The following is an 18,005-nucleotide window of genomic DNA, read 5'->3' on the forward strand; positions in this document are numbered from 1 at the left end:
TGAGGACAATATGCTTGGAATTGGAAACAGACTGCCGTCGTTCGAAATCACAGGTGTGAAGCCCGGCTTTCACCTGCAGGAAGAGGATGGACAGAGCGCATTCGAAACGTTGACTGAAGATAGCTTCTCCGGAAAATGGAAAATCATCTTCTTTTACCCCAAAGATTTCACCTTCGTCTGCCCGACCGAGATCGCGGAGTTCGCGCGCCTGTCCAAGGATTTCGCCGATCGTGACGCGGTCGTGCTGGGTGGCTCGACCGACAACGAGTTCTGCAAGCTCGCCTGGCGACGCGAGCACAAGGATCTACACCATCTGCCGATCTGGCAATTTGCCGACACCAACGGCGCGCTGGTCGATGGCCTGGGCGTGCGCTCTCCTGACGGCGTCGCCTATCGCTATACTTTCATCGTCGATCCCGACAACACCATCCAGCATGTCTATGCGACCAATCTGAATGTCGGTCGCAGCCCAAAGGACACGCTGCGCGTATTGGACGCGCTGCAGACTGACGAGCTCTGCCCCTGCAACCGCGAGATCGGTGGCGAAACTCTGAAAGTTGCCTGAGGTATCATGTCTATCGAGCAATTAAAGGACCAGATTCCGGATTTCGCCAAGGACGTCAGACTCAATCTGGCGTCGATCGTGGCGGATGAGACCTTCTCACCACAGAGCAAATACGGGCTGTTGCTGGCCACCGCGATCGCGACCTGCACCCCGGCCGTGATCGCCGCAATGGAATCCGCTGCGGCCGAGGTTTTATCGCCCGCGGCGCTTACGGCGTCGAAATCTGCAGCCTCGGTGATGGCGATGAACAACGTCTATTACCGCTTTGTTCACCTCGCTTCCAATCCGGAATACAAGAGTATGCCGGCGCGGCTGCGCATGAACGTGATCGCCGATCCTGGGGTTGACAAGGCCGATTTTGAGCTATGGTCGCTGGCGGTTTCCGCCATCAACGGCTGCGGTGCCTGCATGGATGCCCATGAGAAGGCACTGCAGGAAGCTGGCGTCGGCTCGGCTGCGATCCAGACCGCAGTGCGCTTTGCCGCGATCGTGCAGTCGGTTGCGGTTGCGATCTCGTAGGTGATTTCGCAAACGATTTTTCCGTGTCTTTCATCTCGAAAAGATGGTGCACTTCGACTCGAACCGAATGGGATTAAAAGTGCTAGGCATCTCGTTGTCCACCATTGTCGTATGGCCCACCTGATCGTCGAGCACAAACTGCTCGGTCGCGAACCGACGCAACGGCACCACGCGAGGATTGACGACAGTTCGAAGATCGCGCGATTTCGCTTCCAGCGATTTCGTCCTTATCAATCAGGACGCCGCTGCTGAGCGCCTCCCAGCTAATCGTGTTCGTCATAGAGAGCAATCGCCTTTTCTAAATGTTCTGACGTCTCGTTATCGAAATGTACTAGAACCACCTCGCCATCAATATGGGACGATCCAGCGCCAGCCACGAGCATCGATTTCGTCGCTCGGAATCCCGACCTGTCGAGCGTGCTCAAACTGCCACGACGTTGTATTTCGGTCCTGGCGACCGTCTATTGTCACGTCGACGGCCGGTGTGCTTCTTAAATTCACGACAACCGCCTGCGCATCATCAGCCAAATCGAGTTCAACAAAGTCCTTTGCCGCTCGCGATGAAAGATTGGTTGGTCGGTTGCGCCACAGAGCAATGGTCCGTTTATTCCGTCCGAACGTGGCGTTCGACCGTTTAATCAGTGCGAAGGAAGTGAGCGTCAGAACTGAAGAACCGGGATCGTCAGCCAAGTTGGTGGCGTAAAGACCCGGCCAGCGTTCCTTCATTTGGGGGCCATCCATCAGGAGGGCGAAGATCAAATTCGGTCCGAGCGACCGGATCTCGGATACGACTGGATCTGCTCGCGCGAGGTCCTCGCAGATAACCGCCGTGAATGCCGATTGAGACCTAAACACATCTATGTGGAGCACACGCTCCTCGATTTCGAGATATTCCCACCAAATGCAGTCCGTGCTCAGATCGGCCTGCAGACCGTAGGTGCGGATCTGTGTGTCATCGAGCCTCCAACGGTGGTGCTTTCTTCTGGAATGGGTTTCGGCGATCCGGTTTCCCAACTCTTGATGCATGACGGAGAATACGACCTGATTGCCTTTGCGCCTGTTGCAATCCTCTGAAACCCCGGCGATCAAGAACTCGATGGCGGGCCATTCATCCCGAAGGTACCGGACCAGTTCGTCATATGTAGCCCAGTCCAGTGAATATTCGGGCAGCACCACGCCATGCACGTCTTTATTAGCTCGCAAAAGGAGCTCATTGACGAAGTCGACGAACGAACGACGAGCGCTACGATCGCTCCAATGACAGTCGCCGACTTTTGGGTAAAGCCATTTCTGCTCCACCCGAAATCTTCCCCACTTCATATCAGCAGGGCCGTTGTGGATATCGCCTTTGAAACAACCGTCCGGTATATCGTAGGGAAACGGAATAAGCAGCACGCTCAGGCTGTCATGTCGATCTGACGTGCTCGACCATAGCTGCTGATGCCAATAGACGTTCGGATGGCCGTGCGGGCGCAGCATAGTCAGGTTGTGACTTAGCGTTCTCATAGTACAGCCCACGTCGGTGGTGCGTCCCTTTGGAAGAACGCGGACAACGTCACGAGACGCATCGACCGCGAGGCTGTCGAGCGCCACGTGGCGGCTGAGATGCCTGTCGTCCGAGCGAGAGCGGCTCGATGGGATCACGAGCTTTCCGGTGCGGTTGATAAGCAAATACGAGGCGAGCTTATTTGCCCAGTTTGGATCGGCGCCGTCATCGTCGAATGTCTCATAGCCGCAGTTAGTGCTGGCCTCATCCGCAATCACCAGCAACGCGTGAGCCGATTTCCACCACGAGAGACGTGGTCGGGAATTTTGTCCAGCAACAAGCACGTGGTTGCGGCAGGCCCACAGTTCAGCCCAGAGTTCGACGATTTCCGGTTGCTCCTTGAACACATTGGAAGCCCACCGCTTACCGATTCTTCGCCAAGCGACCAGCTGCGTCTCCCTCGGCGCCTGGGTTGCACCGGAGTAGCTTACCTTAGGCACGCCCCTTGTAGAGGCGAATGGAGCGACGATGTAGGTGTAGGCTCCCGAAGCCTCAAGCAGGTGGGCAACGGCACCGAACAGCTCGGCAGGTAGCGCGGGAGGATACGACCAACGTCCCGTATCGGGGTTGGTGCCGTTCGGAAATAGCCTCCTCAGCTCGCTGCCAACAGTCGCTGACGCGCGAAAGTTCGTCGCGCGCGACCGGCGTCTTCCCTTCATCCCCTGCCCCGCAATGAGGGGCGATGGTACTAGGAGCTCTTAAGTCCCAAGATGCGGTTCAATCCCGCGATGCCCGCGTAGCCCGCTTGTTCCCAATCGCCGTTGCTGATCGTCTTTTCCCGCGTCTGCCCCGGATACGCGGCAGCAAAGGACGAGCGCGCACGTTCTGCGTACTTGCCAATGAGCTTAGCCGCTTCTGGATCAGACTCCAGCAGCTTCAATATGTCCGGGGCGCCCTGGCCTGCGCCGAGCGCGAGAGCGAGCGATCGCATCTCGTTGCTCTTCGAGAGCGGCTTCAAACGGCGCTTCATGTCCTTGGCACTACCCATCAGGAAACGGCTGGACTGGAGTGTGGCGGGAAAGTGTTCACGTGGCGTTAATAACAAGGTTGGATTGGATAGGTCAATCAAGATCTCTCCGTATAGTTGCACTATCGCACAGGATCTTGACCTGGTCGTGGCACTTACCAGTGCCTTCCCGTTCAGATGTAAGGTCCTAGTGCCCTCCGTTCAATGCGACGAATCACAGCGCTGCTGCTGCAGCACAGGCTGGCCACAATTCGCCTTTGGGTAATACCCATCTTTGAATTTTGAGGAAAAGGTATTACCTATATTTTAGAGATTTATTTAAGGTAATACCCGAATCACTGTCTACCCTTCGGGTAATACCTAATCAGACTCAGGGTTGCTTATGAAGACAAGAACTAGAGCTGGAAGACGAAAGGAACGGAAGCCGCATGCCAAAATGGGGCGGCCCCCCACCGGTAAGGACCCTATGCTGTCCTTCCGAGCGCCAGAGGAGCTGATTCAACGGATCGAACGCTGGTCAAGATCCTATGGCATGAGCAGATCGGAAGGTGTTAGGAAATTGATTGAGCAAGCACTAGCAAACTCGGTTGCGCCGACCTGGAGTAGTCCTCCGTACGGCTAGTTGAGGGGCCCTGCAGGAATAACATTGGCGGGTCAGGCCGTGACCGCCGAGCTCGTCTTTTCGGCTGGGCACCGTGAGACTGAATTGGTGTCCCGCGGCAAACGCTAGGCGGCGTGATCTCCGACGAGTTCTGCAAGCTCGCTTGGCGACGCCAGCATAAGGATCTGCACCATCTGCCGATCTGGCAATTTGCCGACACCAACGGCCCGGCTGGTCGATGGCCTGGGCGCGCGCTCCCCTGACGACGTTGCATATCGCTATACGTTCGTCGTCGATCCCGACAACACCATCCAGCATGTCTATGCGACCAATCTGAATGTCGGTCGCAGCAGGAAGGAGGCCGTGGTGCGGGTCGCGATCGCGGTAGCCAGCACAACAGCGCGTATTTGTTCTGCGGTGAGAAGGTCTCATCCAAGACGCGCCGTAAGCGCCGCGGGCGATAGAACCTCGGCCGCAAATGCGTACCGGATCTCTGATGCATTTCGTGCTGTAATATCTGGTGCATCTCCGTCCACGACACTACTACTTCTTCTTTCTCAACATCGATCGATTTTTCCTTGGTGGAGCAAACGCAAGTTGTCCAAACGATGTTGTCAGCGACCGGATGCGGTCAAGGCTAGTTGGCCAGATCTGGGCTCAGCAGCAGAATAGAACTAGTCCAACAAAAGCGAGATTGACTAACGCGCCGATCAACGCCCACGCGCGAACGGCCGCGGGCGAGAGTCCGGCATCATCGCGCGAGTTTGTTATCCATAATGAATGCACCTGCGGCGTCACCCTACGAAAGTCGCGCGGTACAGCGGTCGCATTTACAACCAGCATGTCTTGTCGTGTCTGGGGCGAAGCGGTTCCATCTTCGCCATGCACCATCCTCATCAGCGATCCCGGCCCGGACGGTGGTCGCTGGCTATAAGCGCGGCTTGATACAGCCCTCGGACGGCTCGCGAGCCTAAGCTGGATAAGGCCTCATTCGGCGGTTTCCCCGTTTGATGCGTTCGTGAGAAGAATCCGCCGGGCTAAGGCGCTGAGTTCGCGAAGCGTCCCCTCACCCCAAGTTGCGGTTTTTGCTAGATTTCGGTCTCTCGCGCAGGCGGTGCGCGGCGAAACTGTATCCGCCGCGAGATCGCCTCATTAATGGCAATCACACACTGCCTGTCGTTCAGCCTTCACCCAAACTTGAATAGCACCCCATATCCCCCACGCGGATAGCTCCATTCGATGTCGCCGGTGGGCTCTCCGATGACGCGGCAGGTGCCGCACTCGATGCAACCGTCGACGGCGATCTCGACCTGGCTCTTGTCGTTCAGCTCATAGCAGCGCGCGGGGCACGCTTTCAAAAGGGCAAGTAGCTGCGGCGATGGCTTGGTGTGCGCGCGTACCTTGATGTGCGGACGACCGACGTCGACGAGATAGCGATTGTAGAACAGCTTATCCTCGACGCGCATTGAGGGCTCGACAGTCATGTTTTCAGCTCCTTAGGTTCGGCTTCGACGTTGGTTGGTCAGCGCCAGGCGCGGGCGAAGCGGAATGCATCGCCGAACAAACCTGTCCATGACCGCGCATTGACAAAAGATTTCAACGTCACCTTCTCTTTCTCAGCCTTTGGCGTGCCGTCGACGCGCACAAAATTCTGCATCGCTCTTGAGACAAGCTGCGGATAGGTAAGAAAAAAGTTTTGCGAATTGGTGTGCATCAGCGTTGGCATATCCTTGTATTTCCTCAGATCCTTGATCACGAAGGAGTCGTCCAGCATCTTCTTGTAGAGCGCGAGATTCTCAGCGCTCATGGGAGCCCGGCGCGACCTCACATGCGAGATTGCTTCGGCCGCGATGCGGCCCGAGGTCATCGCGAGGTTAGAGCCCTCGCGATGAATGGCGTTGTTGAGCTGCGCGGCATCGCCCACCACCACCCAGCCCTCACCATAAAGCTGCGGGATCGCCTTGTAGCCTCCCTCAGGGATCAGATGCGCCGAATATTCCTTCACCTCGGAGCCCTTGATCAGCCGCGCCACAGACGGATGCCGCTTGAAGCGATCGAGCAGCCCATAGGGCGTCTCGCCCGTGCGCTGGAAGTCGGCGACGAGGCAGCCGATGCCGAGCGAGATGCACTCCTTGTTAGCATAGATGAAGCCCATCCCAGTCATGCCGCGGGAAATGGTGCCGGCAGCCTCGATCACGACGCCCTCGTCGCCTTCGAGATTGAAGCGTGCCTCAATGGTCTCGCGCGGCAAGAAGTGCATTTCCTTCACCGCGAGTGCAACCTTGTCAGGCTTAGGCCGATCGCGCAGACCCGCACGAGTACCGAGCAGGCCGTTGACGCCCTCCGCCAGCACTACGACATCCGCATGGACTTCGCCGTCACCGCGATCCGTGTGCACCCCGATGACCTTGCCGTTGGCATCTCGCGCGAGTTCGGTCACCGTGGTCTCGCACAGCACCGTCGCGCCGGCCTCGCGGACCTTCGAGGAGAACCATTTGTCGAACTGCGCGCGGATGATGGTGTAGCGGTTGGGCCGCTGCTCATTGAACTCGTCGGACCAGTAGTGCAGACCGACATGGGAGCGATCGTCCATCATCCAGAACCGCTGCTCGACCAGATGACGTTCGAGTGGCGCGTCCTCGCGAAAGTCCGGGATTAGCTTTTCCAGCATATCGGCATAGAGGATCGCGCCCTGCACGTTCTTCGATCCCGAATATTCGCCGCGCTCGAGCTGCAGCACTTTCATGCCACACTTAGCCATGGTCAGCGCCGCTGCATTGCCTGCCATGCCGGCGCCAACGACGATGGCGTCGAATCGTTCTTCGATCATGAGTCTCTCCTTCTGGTGCGCTAGCTCGCAATGCGGTCGCGCGAATGCGGCGACAGCCGCGCACGAAATGCGGCCGTCAGCGCCGGCAGCAAATGGATCGCGTCGGTCACGATGCCGATATGGGCGAAGTCAAAAATCGGCGCGTTCTTGTCGGTGTTGATGGCGACGACCAGGTCCGCGCCCTCGACGCCGACCCGATGCTGGATCGCACCGGAAATACCAGCGGCGATGTAGAGCTTTGGCCGTATGGTCTTACCGGTTTGTCCGATTTGCCGGTCGGAAGTGACCCAGCCCTTCTGTACCAGTGGTCGCGAGCAGCCAAATTCGGCCCCAATCATGGCGGCGAGCTGCCGCACCAGCTGAAAATTCTCCAGCGACCCCAGACCCAAGCCGCCGGCGACAACGACATCGGCATAAGCGAGGTTGGATTTTGCGGAATCCCGGTCTGGGATGAACGACAGGACCTTGGTGACGATATCGTCTTCGACGAGAGCAAGCGGATGGATGATGATACGGGCGGCGTCGCGTGCGACGCGCTCGGGCATCGGCATGACGCGTGGGCGGACGGTTGCCATTTGCGGCCGGTAATTCAAGGTGTAGATCGTACAAAGTAGCGTGCCACCAAAGGTCGGACGCGTGGCCGCAAGTGAACCATCCGCGTCGACGTCCAGCCCGGTGCAGTCGGCGGTGAGACCCGTCAGTAGCGTTGTCGCGACCGAGCCCGCGAGATCGCGACCGAGTGTGGTGGCGCCCAATAGCAGGATCTCGGGCTTATGGGTGTTGACGAGATCGGTCAGTGCCTTGGTGTAGGACTCGTTACGATACTCCGATAGCACATTGTCGGCCACGAGATAGACAAGGTCAGCGCCGTAGCAGAAGGATTCGATGGCGGCGCTGCGCGCCGCCTCGCCCTCCGGGCCGACTACAACCGCAGCGAGATCGACCTTCAGCTTGTCTGCGAGCTTGCGGCCCGCACCCATGAGCTCCCAGGAAACGGAATGCACCTGACCTCGCTCCTGCTCGATGAAGACCCAGACATGCTTGTAGGCCTTGAAGTGTTCCGGCAATTCTTTCTTAGCTGCTGCCCGGCCGCCGGCGGTAGGCGTAGGACCTTTGATGAAATTGCTCATGGCTCAAACTCCCTTAGAATCAGCGCGCCAGCACCGCAAAGCTCGACTCCGGATTCCGGTTTGAAGATGGGTTCGATCAGCGCCTCTACCGGCTGCTTTGCGGCTTCCACCAGCTCCGTCTTGGCGGCGTGCGGCGACGGCGCAAAGACCAGTTTGACGATGGTCGCTGAGTCGTGCAGGTCGCCTTTCAAGATATCCTCGAAGCCAGCTTCCTGCGCGCTCGATTTCACCACCGGCGCCGTACCGGCGCGCGGGGCGTCGGCCATCGACGCCGCCGCTAATCTGGTTCGTCGATTCCGGCAGGTGATCAGGTGGGACTGCTTTGTGCGCAACATCTGCACGTCGGCTTCGGCGCGGCGGTCTGCTTCGACGGTGCGGCAGGTGAGATCGAGAACGGCGATTTCGACGACCAGAGTGAACTGCAACAGGCCTGGCTTCCTGGCTATGCCAGGCTAATACCTTAGCGGTGTCACCGTCGATGCTCTGCTTGCCGGCGAAGATGATATCGGGCGAGCCAAACGCACCACGGATTGTCCGGATCGCGGACGCGAACGCGTAAGTCGTGGCCAGCGTGTCGGCGCCGACAAAGAAGTGGTCATTGAGCAGAACCGGACGATCGGCACCGAAGGTACGCCTTGCGCAGGGGATCCTTTGCCGATGGTGGGCCCATCGTGAGCACGGTGATCTCACCGCCAAACCTGTCAAGCAACTCGAACGCGGCTTGCATCGCGAACGGGTCACAGGCGTTGATGATGGTCGGCACACCTGCCGCATGATCGTGTTGCTCACGAGGTGCACGCGGATCTGCGCGGAGCCTGGGATCTGCTTGACGCAAGCGACGCTGTGCATGCCTTCTCCAGAGGTACGGTGCACACGCGAGTTACCCATTGGCGGCCATCTCCCGGTCAATCACATCCTCGATGGCGTCAAAGGCAATTTCGAGCGGCATTATTGCGAACGTGACCCACAAGATGATTCCGGCGCGAGCTGCGAGCAGTAACGACAACATCATTGGTCTTTCTCCAAATTTCATCTCGGACAGCGACATTCGGTCGGGTCTGCGTAGACGACGGACTTGGCCGGAGAACAGCAAGTGTTGTACCAATTGCGGCGCCATCAAAAATGGTTGAAAAACCAACGCGTTGAGAGAGGATGATAAACTGGCAGTTAGCATCGCCGACGGTTTCAGGTTCGACATACGTCGGGAAGGCGACAGAGTTGATCTCAGTTATGAGTTTGGCGGCGCAACGCGCTGATCCGACATGGGCAAACTGCACTGAAGTGATGCACGAGGTTACTTCAGCGCACTCAATGGCACGAAAGCCGCCTGCTTCTTCGGCTCCGCGACCGCATCCTGCAAAACCTTGAACACGCGCTGTTCGATCGGTGACGACGCCACGAAATCGGCATAGGCCTGCTCCAATACCGACTTGCACCGCGCCGTCACCTCTGCCTCCGCCGCACCTGCGAACTGTTCCTTGGCGAGATATTGCCCCATGCGCCTCAAGATATGCAGGCGCGCGACGTTGACGATTTTAGGGTCGTAGTCGACCCCGAGAAGGGCAAAAAAATCCTCCGCCGAGCAGGCCTTGTTGAGCCGATAGAGGATGCCGGCAGCCGATTGTGTGTCGCTCATCGAAAATCTCCTTGGGTTAGGCCGCCGGCCCGTGCTCTTGACGCGGGATAAGCTGGTCGTTTCGCGGCAGCCCACCTTGCGACGCTGGCGCTGCATATGGCCCAAACGCGTCTCCTAAAAACTCGACCGGTCGAGCAGGACAGCGATCGCCTTGCTGAGCGGAACAGCATCAGATGGTGGTCAAGGCCGATATGGCCGATAAAGCGGCGATGGCTCCGCTGCGACCGCACGCGCGCGCCGGAATGCCGACCAGAGTGATGTCGGACGGGGTGCTCTCGATGATAACCGGATGTCTTCCCAATGCGCGCGTCGAACCCGAGGGTGATCGGACCGAGGATCTTTGCTCCGTCACCGACCAATTCCCAGTCCTCCGCGGTAGGATGGCACTTGCTCGTGCGACAATGACGCCGCCAAGCGGGATGTCGTAATAGAGCATTGAGCTCTCCCTACTTTGGCAGTCTCGCCTAGCACGACAGGCTCCACGATCGATGAAGAAACGACCCATGGTCGCGCCGAAATGGATGTCGATATGAGCCAGGAAGCCGCCGAACCAGGACAACAGCCGCGCCGGAAACCGCCAGCCGGCTGTCCAGAGGCGTCTCGCGAGGAAATAGCAGATCACAGCATGGATGCTGCGGTAGGTCAGCAAGGTCTCGAGCTGGTTGCACGCCGCGCGATTGCGCAGAAACACAGAACCAAGCACGAGCAGCGAGGGCTTTCGCCATGCGGGAGTTACTGCGACGCGATCGGGGTTAACGATGCTGGACATGGCCCTCACCGCAGTCGGTCAATGATCGTTCGCAAACATCGCGCCAAATCGCCGCCACGGTCTCGCGCGGCACCGGCCTCTTGTACTCGACGGCATGTTCGCGCACCCGAGACAGGATCCGCTTCGCCTCTTCTGCGCTGACGGCGAGCTGCAATTCCTTAAGCAGCGAGGTGATCGCCGACAGCCCCGAATGCTTACCGATCACGATACGATTGGAGCGGCCGAGCAATTGCGGGTCGAGCGATTGATAGGTGCGTTGATCCTTCAACAAGCCATCCACATGAATGCCGGACTCATGAGTGAACACATGCTCGCCAACGATCGCTTTGTTCAGAGGAATCGCGCGTGTAGCCGCGGCTGCGACGACTGCAGCGACCTTCTCGAGTTCCGACAGCACGATGCCGGTGTCGTGCCCGTAGAGCTGTTTGAGCGCAACCGCGACTTCCTCCAGTGGCGCATTTCCTGCGCGCTCGCCTAGCCCGATGACAGTCACCGAGGCGTGGCTCGCGCCGCCCTTGATGGCGGCGAGCGTATTTGCGGTCGCGAGCCCAAGATCGTCATGGCCGTGAAATTCGAGCTCGAGATCGGTCTTCGCGCGCAGACGCGCGATCAGCGCGGAGGCTGAGTCGGGATCAAGCACGCTGAGCGTATCGGCGATGCGAAAGCGCCGCGCGCCCGCAGCCTTTGCAGTTGCGATCAGAGTGATGAGAAAATTGACATCGGCGCGGGAGGAGTCCTCGCCACCAACAGCGACCTCAAGCCCCCGCTCGCGGGCATACCCGACCACCCGCTTCACCTGTTCCACCGCCACATCGCGGTCACCGCCAAGCTTGGCGGCAATCTGCAGGTCAGAGGCCGGGATCGACACATTGACCATGGATACCTTGGCCTCGATGGCTGCGTCGATATCGGCTTCACGCATCCGGCACCAGCCGATGGTGGTAAGCGGCAGATCGGCCTCGACAATGGCGCGGATGGCGGCGATCTCCTCATGGCCCATGGCGGGTGTCCCCGCCTCAATCTCGGTGACGCCAGCCCTTGCCAGTGCCTGCGCGATGGCCACCTTTTCGGCTGCCTTGAAGGCGACGCCCGGCGCCTGCTCGCCATCGCGCAGCGTCGTGTCATTGAGCACGATCGGCTTGGTCCGAGCCGTGTCGGACCATGGAGGTTTCGTAGCGGCGGCGGCGATCATGGCGGCTCCTTGTTGACCTTAGTCAATGAAGGCATCAGCAACCCGCGTGCCACGTCAGCAGTCGACCTAACTCACTCATAAAGCTGAATTTTTTGTAGCAGACCTAATGTCGCAAACGCGACAGCGTCGCAAAGCGGCGGGCCGGCTTACTTCTCGGCGCGATAGGTTCGGATCAACTCGGCGTGCGGCGCAGATGAATGATCAGATCGACGCCGGAGACTTCGTGGCCCGGCAGCGCCTCAGGCGCACTCGCAAGCAGAAGATCGGCTGCGGGAATATCGAGCAGGGTATCCTCTCCGTGCAGATAGTAATGCGGATGCGGCGTGGTGTTGGTGTCGAAAAATGATCGTACCCCGTTTGGAGGAATCTGGCGCAACAGGCCCGCTTGCGTGAACTGCTTCAATGCGTTGTAGGCGGTAGCCAGCGAGATCGGAAAGCCGGCGGCGCGCGCCTCGGTAAACAGCATCTCTGCTGTAACATGCCGGGTGCCCCCGGCAAACAACAGCTTGCTTAAGATCACGCGCTGGCGCGTCGGCCGCAGCCCGGCCTTGAGCAGGAGATCCTTGCAGCCGGCCTTGGGGCCTAGCCCGCCAAAATCGGCCTCAGCCGCGTCCACCTTAATCCCCCGCAAACCCCGCAGGACCCGCGTGGTCATCGACCGAAACGCTCGCCAACGGACGATCTGTCCGGCGCGACTCAGCTAGTGCAGCCGCCGGCAACAGAGCGTCTCGCCGGCGCTCGGCCATCCGGCTCTCACCGCTCTCATCGCCAAAGCAGACGTTGAAGTCGTTACATTGCGTGCACACCGGCGTCGTGCACATCACGAGGCCATCGTCCTCGCACAGGGTGCGATAAAAGAAGCGCTTCCAGCGCATATTGTTGATATTGCGCGCGGCGAGCGGCGCGAAATGACGGCTTAAAAGTCGGGAGACTTCGCCACGATCGCGCAATCCGAGATCTTCCCATAGGTGATTTGGCTCGATGGCGCGACGCGCGATCATCGCAGCCAGCCAGCGACCGGTGTCGCCGTCGGTCGACCGTTGCGCGAGCAGGAGATCACGCAACATTGCGACCTCATCGTTCTCATCGCACGTGAAATGCAAATGCAGCTCCTCGGGTTTGATCCGAAACGAGGGGAAGTGCTGCTCCAACAATGCGACGAGCTCGTCGCCGGACAGGCCGGCCCTGTCAGAAATCCGCCCCCCCTCCATCGCAGCGGTGGCCAGAATGGACGCGAGCACGTGGCGATCGAAATCGCTGTCGCTACTGATGTCAGCGTCTGCGGGATGGCAACCTGCGAGCAGGCGATAGGTCGCAATTCCCGTACGCGACGCGCCGCTCGCGTTCGTCACTGTGGTGATATTCATCGGACTGATTGTGCTTCGAACATGGCTTCACGACCCCACTACGCTCAAGCGTGCTTCGGCGGATACTGTGGTGGCCCTCAAATCTCGCCAGAACGCCGGCCTCCCCGAGAATCGGGGAAGCCGGCATTCATTCGCGCACTCTTTACGAAGCAGCGAGTTCGGCGGCGGTCTTGCCGACGATGGACTCGTCGACCGGCTTCATGATGCCGTGCTCCATCAACATGTCCTCGAGCTCGTCCATGGAGATCGGGGTCGGGATGATGCCCTTGCCACCATTGTTGTGAATCCTGGTCGCGAGATTGCGATAGTGATCTGCCTGCTGGGAGTCCGACGCATACTCCAGCACGGTCATGCGGCGCAGCTCCGCGTGCTGTACGACATTGTCGCGCGGCACGAAATAGATCAGCTGCGTGCCGAGCTTCTTGGCCAGCGCCTCCGCCAGCTCCAGCTCCTTGTCGGTCTGCCGCTCGTTGCAGATCAGGCCGCCGAGCCGCACGCCGCCGGAGTTGGCATATTTCAGAATGCCCTTGGAGATGTTGTTGGCGGCATACATTGCCATCATCTCACCGGACATCACGATGTAAATCTCCTGCGCCTTGTTCTCGCGGATAGGCATCGCAAAGCCGCCGCAGACGACATCGCCGAGCACGTCGTAGGAGACGTAGTCGATATCCTCATAGGCGCCATTCTCTTCCAGGAAGTTGATCGAGGTGATGACGCCGCGACCGGCGCACCCCACACCCGGCTCCGGGCCACCCGACTCCACACAGCGGATGTCCTTGTAACCGATCTTCATGACGTCCTCGATTTCGAGGTCTTCGACGCTGCCAGCGTTCGCAGCCAGGCTTAGAATCGTGTCCTGCGCCTTGGCGTGCAGGATCAGGCGGGTCGAGTCTGCCTTGGGATCGCAGCCGACGATCAGGATCTTGTGGCCCATCTCGGCCAGCGCCGCCAGCGTGTTCTGCGAGGTGGTCGACTTGCCGATGCCACCCTTGCCGTAGAATGCGATTTGTCTCAGTGAAGCCATGCTACTCTCCATCAACCGATTGCCAAAGATTGCGCGAAGTGCGCGCGAGCTTGTGCACACGGGCTCAAGGGAAGGAGAGCATCGCTCGTCTTTTGCGCGTCGGCGTGCACTCAGCCCTCACTCAGTGTTGCGGCAAGCTCATAGCAACCGTCATGCCAGCACTGTCCGTGCTGCTTAACCTTCTGATTAGGCTTTGAAAAATACGGCCCAGCCATAGGCGTCAGCTGGCTTGAAAGTGACAGCAGCTCTGCCGTTGTCAGGAAGCGAACAAGCGCTCCAACCGGCAGGAGACCCGCGCCGTAGGCGATTTCAGTCCGTCCGCGGAACGCACGTTGCCAACCGACTTTTGTAAGCTGCCCCTCCGGCGCGATTTTCAGGAGAGCGACAATGCAGATCGATGTCGAAACATCGAAGGCCGTGGACCGGCGACGGGTGTTCGTGATTTGATCATGACGAGATCACTGCGCGGCCCTGCAATTCATGCTATGATGACATCGAAACCCATGAGCTGGCGACACCAGAGGAGCCCTATGCCAAGGGCGTCGCCGTTGCCGCCGCGGGGCAATCGGCATGCCAGGGATGGCAAGCTGGTCGTGGTGATGATTGCCAGCGCCACGCCATTGGCGGAGGACCGTGAGATCCATCCCGCCGAGGCGATATGCCACCGCAGCGGTCGCTTGGCCCGGGCCAAGGCAAGACGCCCTGGAGTTCGGCCAAGATGCACTTCCGCGCTGTCTAGTCTAGCGGGCGCGCATCGTCGGCAACTCCTCCGGGTCGTCGGTTACGATCGTCGGATCATTCAAGTCGTATTCGAATCCCTCGTACACGAAAGCGCTGCGGATGAGTTCGCAATCGCGTTCGCTGACTCCCGCCTGCCGACAGACCGCGTACCAGGATGAGCTGATCGTTGATAGCAGGCCATCGACGATGGCCGCGGCCTGATCCTTAGAGAGTAGAAAGCGCTCGCACCGAGACAGCAGATTGGTCCGGTTGGCGTATCGACCCCAATCGCCGAACGCCATGGCGAGGTCGCGGCGTTCCAGCGCGATCATCGGGTTCGGAGTAAGGTCATAAGCTGGCGACAGCGACCAAGCATGGTCCTTAGCTAGGATCGCATGGTTGCGCGGATGATCGTCGGTGTTGGAGATGAGTGCGTTGAAGCATACCCCGACGGAAGAGCTCGGGCAGATCCTTGGTCTGACTCCCCGATGTAGCTCGCCGTATTTCGTCGGCAAGAAGCAAGTAGGACCATTTCTGGCGCTTGTCGGCGGTCTCCTGGGTATCGTCCGCATCAAGCAGCGTAAGTGCGCTCACCATCCTGCTGCGCAGATACCCCGTCTCGGCCTTGTGGCGGTCGAACGGCTTCACCAGAAGTACGTCCTTATCTGCGATGGTCGTCATCCGGCTTTCGGCACAAGAGATGCTGCACTCGCGAGCTAGGGTGAGCATGGCGTGTTCTACACGCGGATTATTCCATCTGTCATCGCGATGAGGGAATTTCGCCAGCCAGAGCGCGCCTTCGTCCTCGACCGTGGCTTTCGGCCGCGCACCGCCCATGGACGTACCGGCGCGCATGAGCGCCTCAGCCTGTTCGGCGTCGGAGCCAGCAGGTGCCGGCGCCTTTGGGTCCTTCTCGGCGGCGACGATCTGGTCCGCAAGCGCGATCAAGCGTGCCAAATCGAGCGTTTGTTGAACTTGCGAACCGATGCCGGCGGTTGAACGTTCAGACCGAAGCCGAGCGCGCCAGCGCGATCGTCTGGCGAGTTGAGTAGATATTGTACTTCGGTCGGCGACGGATTGCCCAGGCGAGTCTCGATGAGCTTGCGTCCCCAGGCGTCTGGCGAGCTATCGCGCAAGGTCCGAAATTGCCGCGCAGCTTCGTCGTCCGGAACGGGGGCCCCTGGAGCTTCAGCTCGACGGGATCGAACTCGACGCGATCCTTCCGCGAGCGACAATAGGGTCATTGCGCTCAGGAAAAATAAACATGTTGGATCGACGCAATTTGTGCTTGCGTCGGATCGAATCAGAATTCGGCAGCGATAGCCCGTTTTTTTAAGGGCCGCGAACTATAGGGACCGGATTGGCCGCGTCGATCGGCGCAACCACGACCGACATTTTTAAAACCTTATCCACAAGTCCCGCAGCCATTGCAGGCGTAGCGCCAAAAGTCTTTAAGACGCGGCAGAAGCTGTAGAACACGAAAAAGAGCGCCAGCGCGTGGCAGTTGTTCTCAAACTTCTTGGAGAACGCATTGGTCAGGCGAGTGAAGCCGCGCATTGACATGCGCATGGTCAGTTTCTTCAGTCCGTCCATACAATTACCTTGGCCGGAACTGCGTTGGTAAGGCCAAGATTGTTGGCAGTTGTTATCCCGTCGACAAGGACCTTGCTTCCGTCACCTGCCCCGACGTTTATGGACGCGTCCTTCGTCGTCTCCACGATGAACTCGATCTGGTTGTCAGTGAGATGGCTGTGAAACGGTAGCGCCACGGCGCGATCGGCGATCTTTTCCGTGACCAAGAAATCGCCGTAGCGATAGCCAAGCTCAAAATAGTAACGCTGCAAATGCATCGGATGGCAGTACGCGGCGGCCTCGACCTGCGCGATGCACAGATCATCGACAATGGCATCGCGGCTGGAGCGCGTGAAGCGCGTCCCGAGATGCACGAGATAGAGGAACCAGTCCACCGTCACATCGGTGCCGACATACGGCGGCTTGATACCCTCGAATGATAACATATGTGCGTTGTAGAGCTGCTCGATGAGCCGGCGCCGCTCTAGGATTTCATTGAGGCGCTTCAGCTGCGCAAGGCCCAACGCGGCTGTGAGATCGCTCATGCCGACCTGGTAAGGCGCTGCGCTGCTGACCACAGAGGAGGAGAGGTTATCCAGCCGATGGGCGCGATTGCGACGCAAGCCGACGGCTATGTTGATATCGTCGGTCACCGCCATGCCGCCCTCGCCGCAGGTCAGGGCCAGAGGCTGGGCAAAGTCGAACACCGCGATATCGCCAAAGCGGCCGACGAGTTCGCCGTTGTATCTCGATCCGATCGCCTCGGTCGAATCCTCCAGTAGCATCAGCTGATGGCGCTGTGCGATCGCGCGCAGCTCCGACCATGGTGCCGGATGGCCATTAGGATTTCCGGCAACAATCGCCCGCGTGTTGGCCGTGATACGGTCTTCGACCTTCGCTGGATCCAACGCTCCCGACCAATAGTCAACATCGGCAAATACCGCCCGCGCGCCCGAGAGACTGATTGCATGCGCCGTCTCGCGAAACGAATAGGGTGAGGCGATCACGTCGTTGCCCCCGCCCGATGCCGACGGCCTTTAGCGCAAGCTGAAGCCCGATCCTGCCGTTCGGGACGGCAACGGCATATTTTCGGCCGAGATAGGCGGCAAAGGCTTTCTCGAAGGCCTCAGTCACCGGCCCGTTCGAGATCCGCGGCGAGCACAGCAGCGTTTGCACGGCGGAGAGCTCGGCGAAGGTGACATCGGGATCGGAGAGCGGAATAAGAGATACATCCGCCTTGACCGCGTGGGCGTCGTGATCCTTTGCTATTGCGACGCTAGTCATCGCCGAGTACTTCTTGCCGCCAGCACGATACCAGTCGCGCGCGCCGGATCGGCTGTGATTTGCACGCAATGGGCAGAGCCATCGATCAGATGCAGGTCGAACCGTGAAAACCTGCGAAACGGCGCCTCCGTCATGTCAGACGCGTCACAGCGTGTGCAAGCGAGCTGTGGAAAGCGGCGCCGCAACTCGGCGAACGGGCTTGCATCGACGTCAGCTGCCGCAAGCAGCCGTTCGATTTCGATAAGTTCGTCGGTGCCGAGCGCCATCGCGACTCCTTATG

Annotated in this window: 18 protein-coding genes and 3 pseudogenes; 3 read left to right on the forward strand and 18 right to left on the reverse strand. The window is 59.3% G+C overall.

All coding sequences use genetic code 11. From position 1 onward, the window contains the following. Positions 1 to 10: 10 nt before the first annotated feature. Entirely contained in the window at positions 11 to 565 is a 555-nt protein-coding gene (locus tag RX331_RS26165) for a peroxiredoxin (protein WP_317252664.1), read from the forward strand. A gap of 6 nt (positions 566 to 571) precedes the next feature. After that, complete coding sequence (locus RX331_RS26170) at positions 572 to 1,084, forward strand: carboxymuconolactone decarboxylase family protein (RefSeq protein WP_317252665.1); 513 nt, start codon at positions 572 to 574, stop codon at positions 1,082 to 1,084. A 348-nt stretch (positions 1,085 to 1,432) separates the two neighbouring features. On the opposite strand, the gene RX331_RS26175 is transcribed toward RX331_RS26170, so the two are convergent. Then, the gene (locus tag RX331_RS26175; RefSeq protein ID WP_317252666.1) at positions 1,433 to 3,289 is read right to left on the reverse strand and encodes a hypothetical protein; all 1,857 of its coding nucleotides are present in this window, start codon (positions 3,287 to 3,289) and stop codon (positions 1,433 to 1,435) included. Between the two features lie 29 nt (positions 3,290 to 3,318). Then, positions 3,319 to 3,699, reverse strand: coding sequence for a hypothetical protein (locus tag RX331_RS26180; protein WP_317252667.1), 381 nt, complete (start codon positions 3,697 to 3,699; stop codon positions 3,319 to 3,321). Positions 3,700 to 4,323: 624 nt separating this feature from the next. On the opposite strand from RX331_RS26180, the pseudogene RX331_RS26185 reads away from it, so the two are divergent. Continuing rightward, positions 4,324 to 4,564 (forward strand): annotated as a pseudogene (locus tag RX331_RS26185) (peroxiredoxin); the annotation flags it as partial. Positions 4,565 to 5,385: 821 nt separating this feature from the next. On the opposite strand, the gene RX331_RS26190 reads toward RX331_RS26185, so the two are convergent. The 16 genes and pseudogenes from RX331_RS26190 to RX331_RS26265 all read right to left on the reverse strand — a co-directional run bounded on the left by RX331_RS26190 (position 5,386) and on the right by RX331_RS26265 (position 17,991). Continuing rightward, on the reverse strand, positions 5,386 to 5,682 hold the full coding sequence (locus RX331_RS26190; RefSeq protein ID WP_317252668.1) for a ferredoxin family protein: 297 nt from the start codon (positions 5,680 to 5,682) through the stop codon (positions 5,386 to 5,388). Between the two features lie 38 nt (positions 5,683 to 5,720). Beyond that, on the reverse strand, positions 5,721 to 7,028 hold the full coding sequence (locus RX331_RS26195; RefSeq protein ID WP_317252669.1) for an FAD-binding protein: 1,308 nt from the start codon (positions 7,026 to 7,028) through the stop codon (positions 5,721 to 5,723). Positions 7,029 to 7,048: 20 nt separating this feature from the next. Further along, entirely contained in the window at positions 7,049 to 8,158 is a 1,110-nt protein-coding gene (locus tag RX331_RS26200; protein ID WP_317252670.1) for an electron transfer flavoprotein subunit alpha/FixB family protein, read from the reverse strand. After that, positions 8,155 to 9,007 (reverse strand): annotated as a pseudogene (locus RX331_RS26205) (electron transfer flavoprotein subunit beta/FixA family protein). Before RX331_RS26205 ends, RX331_RS26200 begins: the two are co-directional and overlap by 4 nt. Before the next feature lie 31 nt (positions 9,008 to 9,038). After that, complete coding sequence (locus RX331_RS26210) at positions 9,039 to 9,356, reverse strand: hypothetical protein (protein WP_317252671.1); 318 nt, start codon at positions 9,354 to 9,356, stop codon at positions 9,039 to 9,041. Positions 9,357 to 9,452: 96 nt separating this feature from the next. Next, positions 9,453 to 9,794, reverse strand: a complete 342-nt coding sequence (gene nifW, locus RX331_RS26215; protein WP_317252672.1) for a nitrogenase stabilizing/protective protein NifW — start codon at positions 9,792 to 9,794, stop codon at positions 9,453 to 9,455. 169 nt (positions 9,795 to 9,963) lie between these two features. Next, complete coding sequence (locus RX331_RS26220; RefSeq protein ID WP_317252673.1) at positions 9,964 to 10,563, reverse strand: hypothetical protein; 600 nt, start codon at positions 10,561 to 10,563, stop codon at positions 9,964 to 9,966. Next, positions 10,547 to 11,755 carry a homocitrate synthase gene (gene nifV, locus RX331_RS26225; RefSeq protein ID WP_317252674.1) on the reverse strand — a complete coding sequence of 403 codons (1,209 nt, stop codon included), beginning with the start codon at positions 11,753 to 11,755 and terminating at the stop codon, positions 10,547 to 10,549. The genes RX331_RS26220 and nifV overlap by 17 nt, the downstream gene beginning before the upstream one ends. A gap of 172 nt (positions 11,756 to 11,927) precedes the next feature. Then, on the reverse strand, positions 11,928 to 12,371 hold the full coding sequence (gene irr / locus RX331_RS26230) for a Fur family transcriptional regulator Irr (RefSeq protein WP_317252675.1): 444 nt from the start codon (positions 12,369 to 12,371) through the stop codon (positions 11,928 to 11,930). Between the two features lies 1 nt (position 12,372). Beyond that, entirely contained in the window at positions 12,373 to 13,122 is a 750-nt protein-coding gene (locus RX331_RS26235; RefSeq protein WP_410708018.1) for a nitrogen fixation protein NifQ, read from the reverse strand. Between the two features lie 142 nt (positions 13,123 to 13,264). Beyond that, the gene (gene nifH, locus RX331_RS26240) at positions 13,265 to 14,149 is read right to left on the reverse strand and encodes a nitrogenase iron protein (RefSeq protein WP_317252677.1); all 885 of its coding nucleotides are present in this window, start codon (positions 14,147 to 14,149) and stop codon (positions 13,265 to 13,267) included. A gap of 740 nt (positions 14,150 to 14,889) precedes the next feature. After that, positions 14,890 to 15,339: a HipA domain-containing protein gene (locus RX331_RS26245; protein WP_317258253.1), complete on the reverse strand. Its 450-nt coding sequence runs from the start codon at positions 15,337 to 15,339 to the stop codon at positions 14,890 to 14,892. Further along, complete coding sequence (locus tag RX331_RS26250; RefSeq protein ID WP_317252678.1) at positions 15,251 to 15,817, reverse strand: HipA domain-containing protein; 567 nt, start codon at positions 15,815 to 15,817, stop codon at positions 15,251 to 15,253. The genes RX331_RS26245 and RX331_RS26250 overlap by 89 nt, the downstream gene beginning before the upstream one ends. A 384-nt stretch (positions 15,818 to 16,201) precedes the next feature. Further along, a complete protein-coding gene (locus RX331_RS26255; RefSeq protein WP_317252679.1) occupies positions 16,202 to 16,462 on the reverse strand; it encodes a hypothetical protein in 261 nt (86 codons plus the stop codon). An 83-nt stretch (positions 16,463 to 16,545) separates the two neighbouring features. Next, a pseudogene (locus tag RX331_RS26260) lies at positions 16,546 to 17,725 on the reverse strand (DegT/DnrJ/EryC1/StrS family aminotransferase); the annotation flags it as partial. After that, a complete protein-coding gene (locus RX331_RS26265; RefSeq protein ID WP_317252680.1) occupies positions 17,722 to 17,991 on the reverse strand; it encodes a DUF6129 family protein in 270 nt (89 codons plus the stop codon). The pseudogene RX331_RS26260 and the gene RX331_RS26265, both read right to left, overlap by 4 nt. Between the last annotated feature and the right edge of the window lie 14 nt (positions 17,992 to 18,005).

Origin of the sequence: Bradyrhizobium sp. BWA-3-5 (assembly GCF_032917985.1) — a bacterium.
Taxonomy (GTDB): domain Bacteria; phylum Pseudomonadota; class Alphaproteobacteria; order Rhizobiales; family Xanthobacteraceae; genus Bradyrhizobium.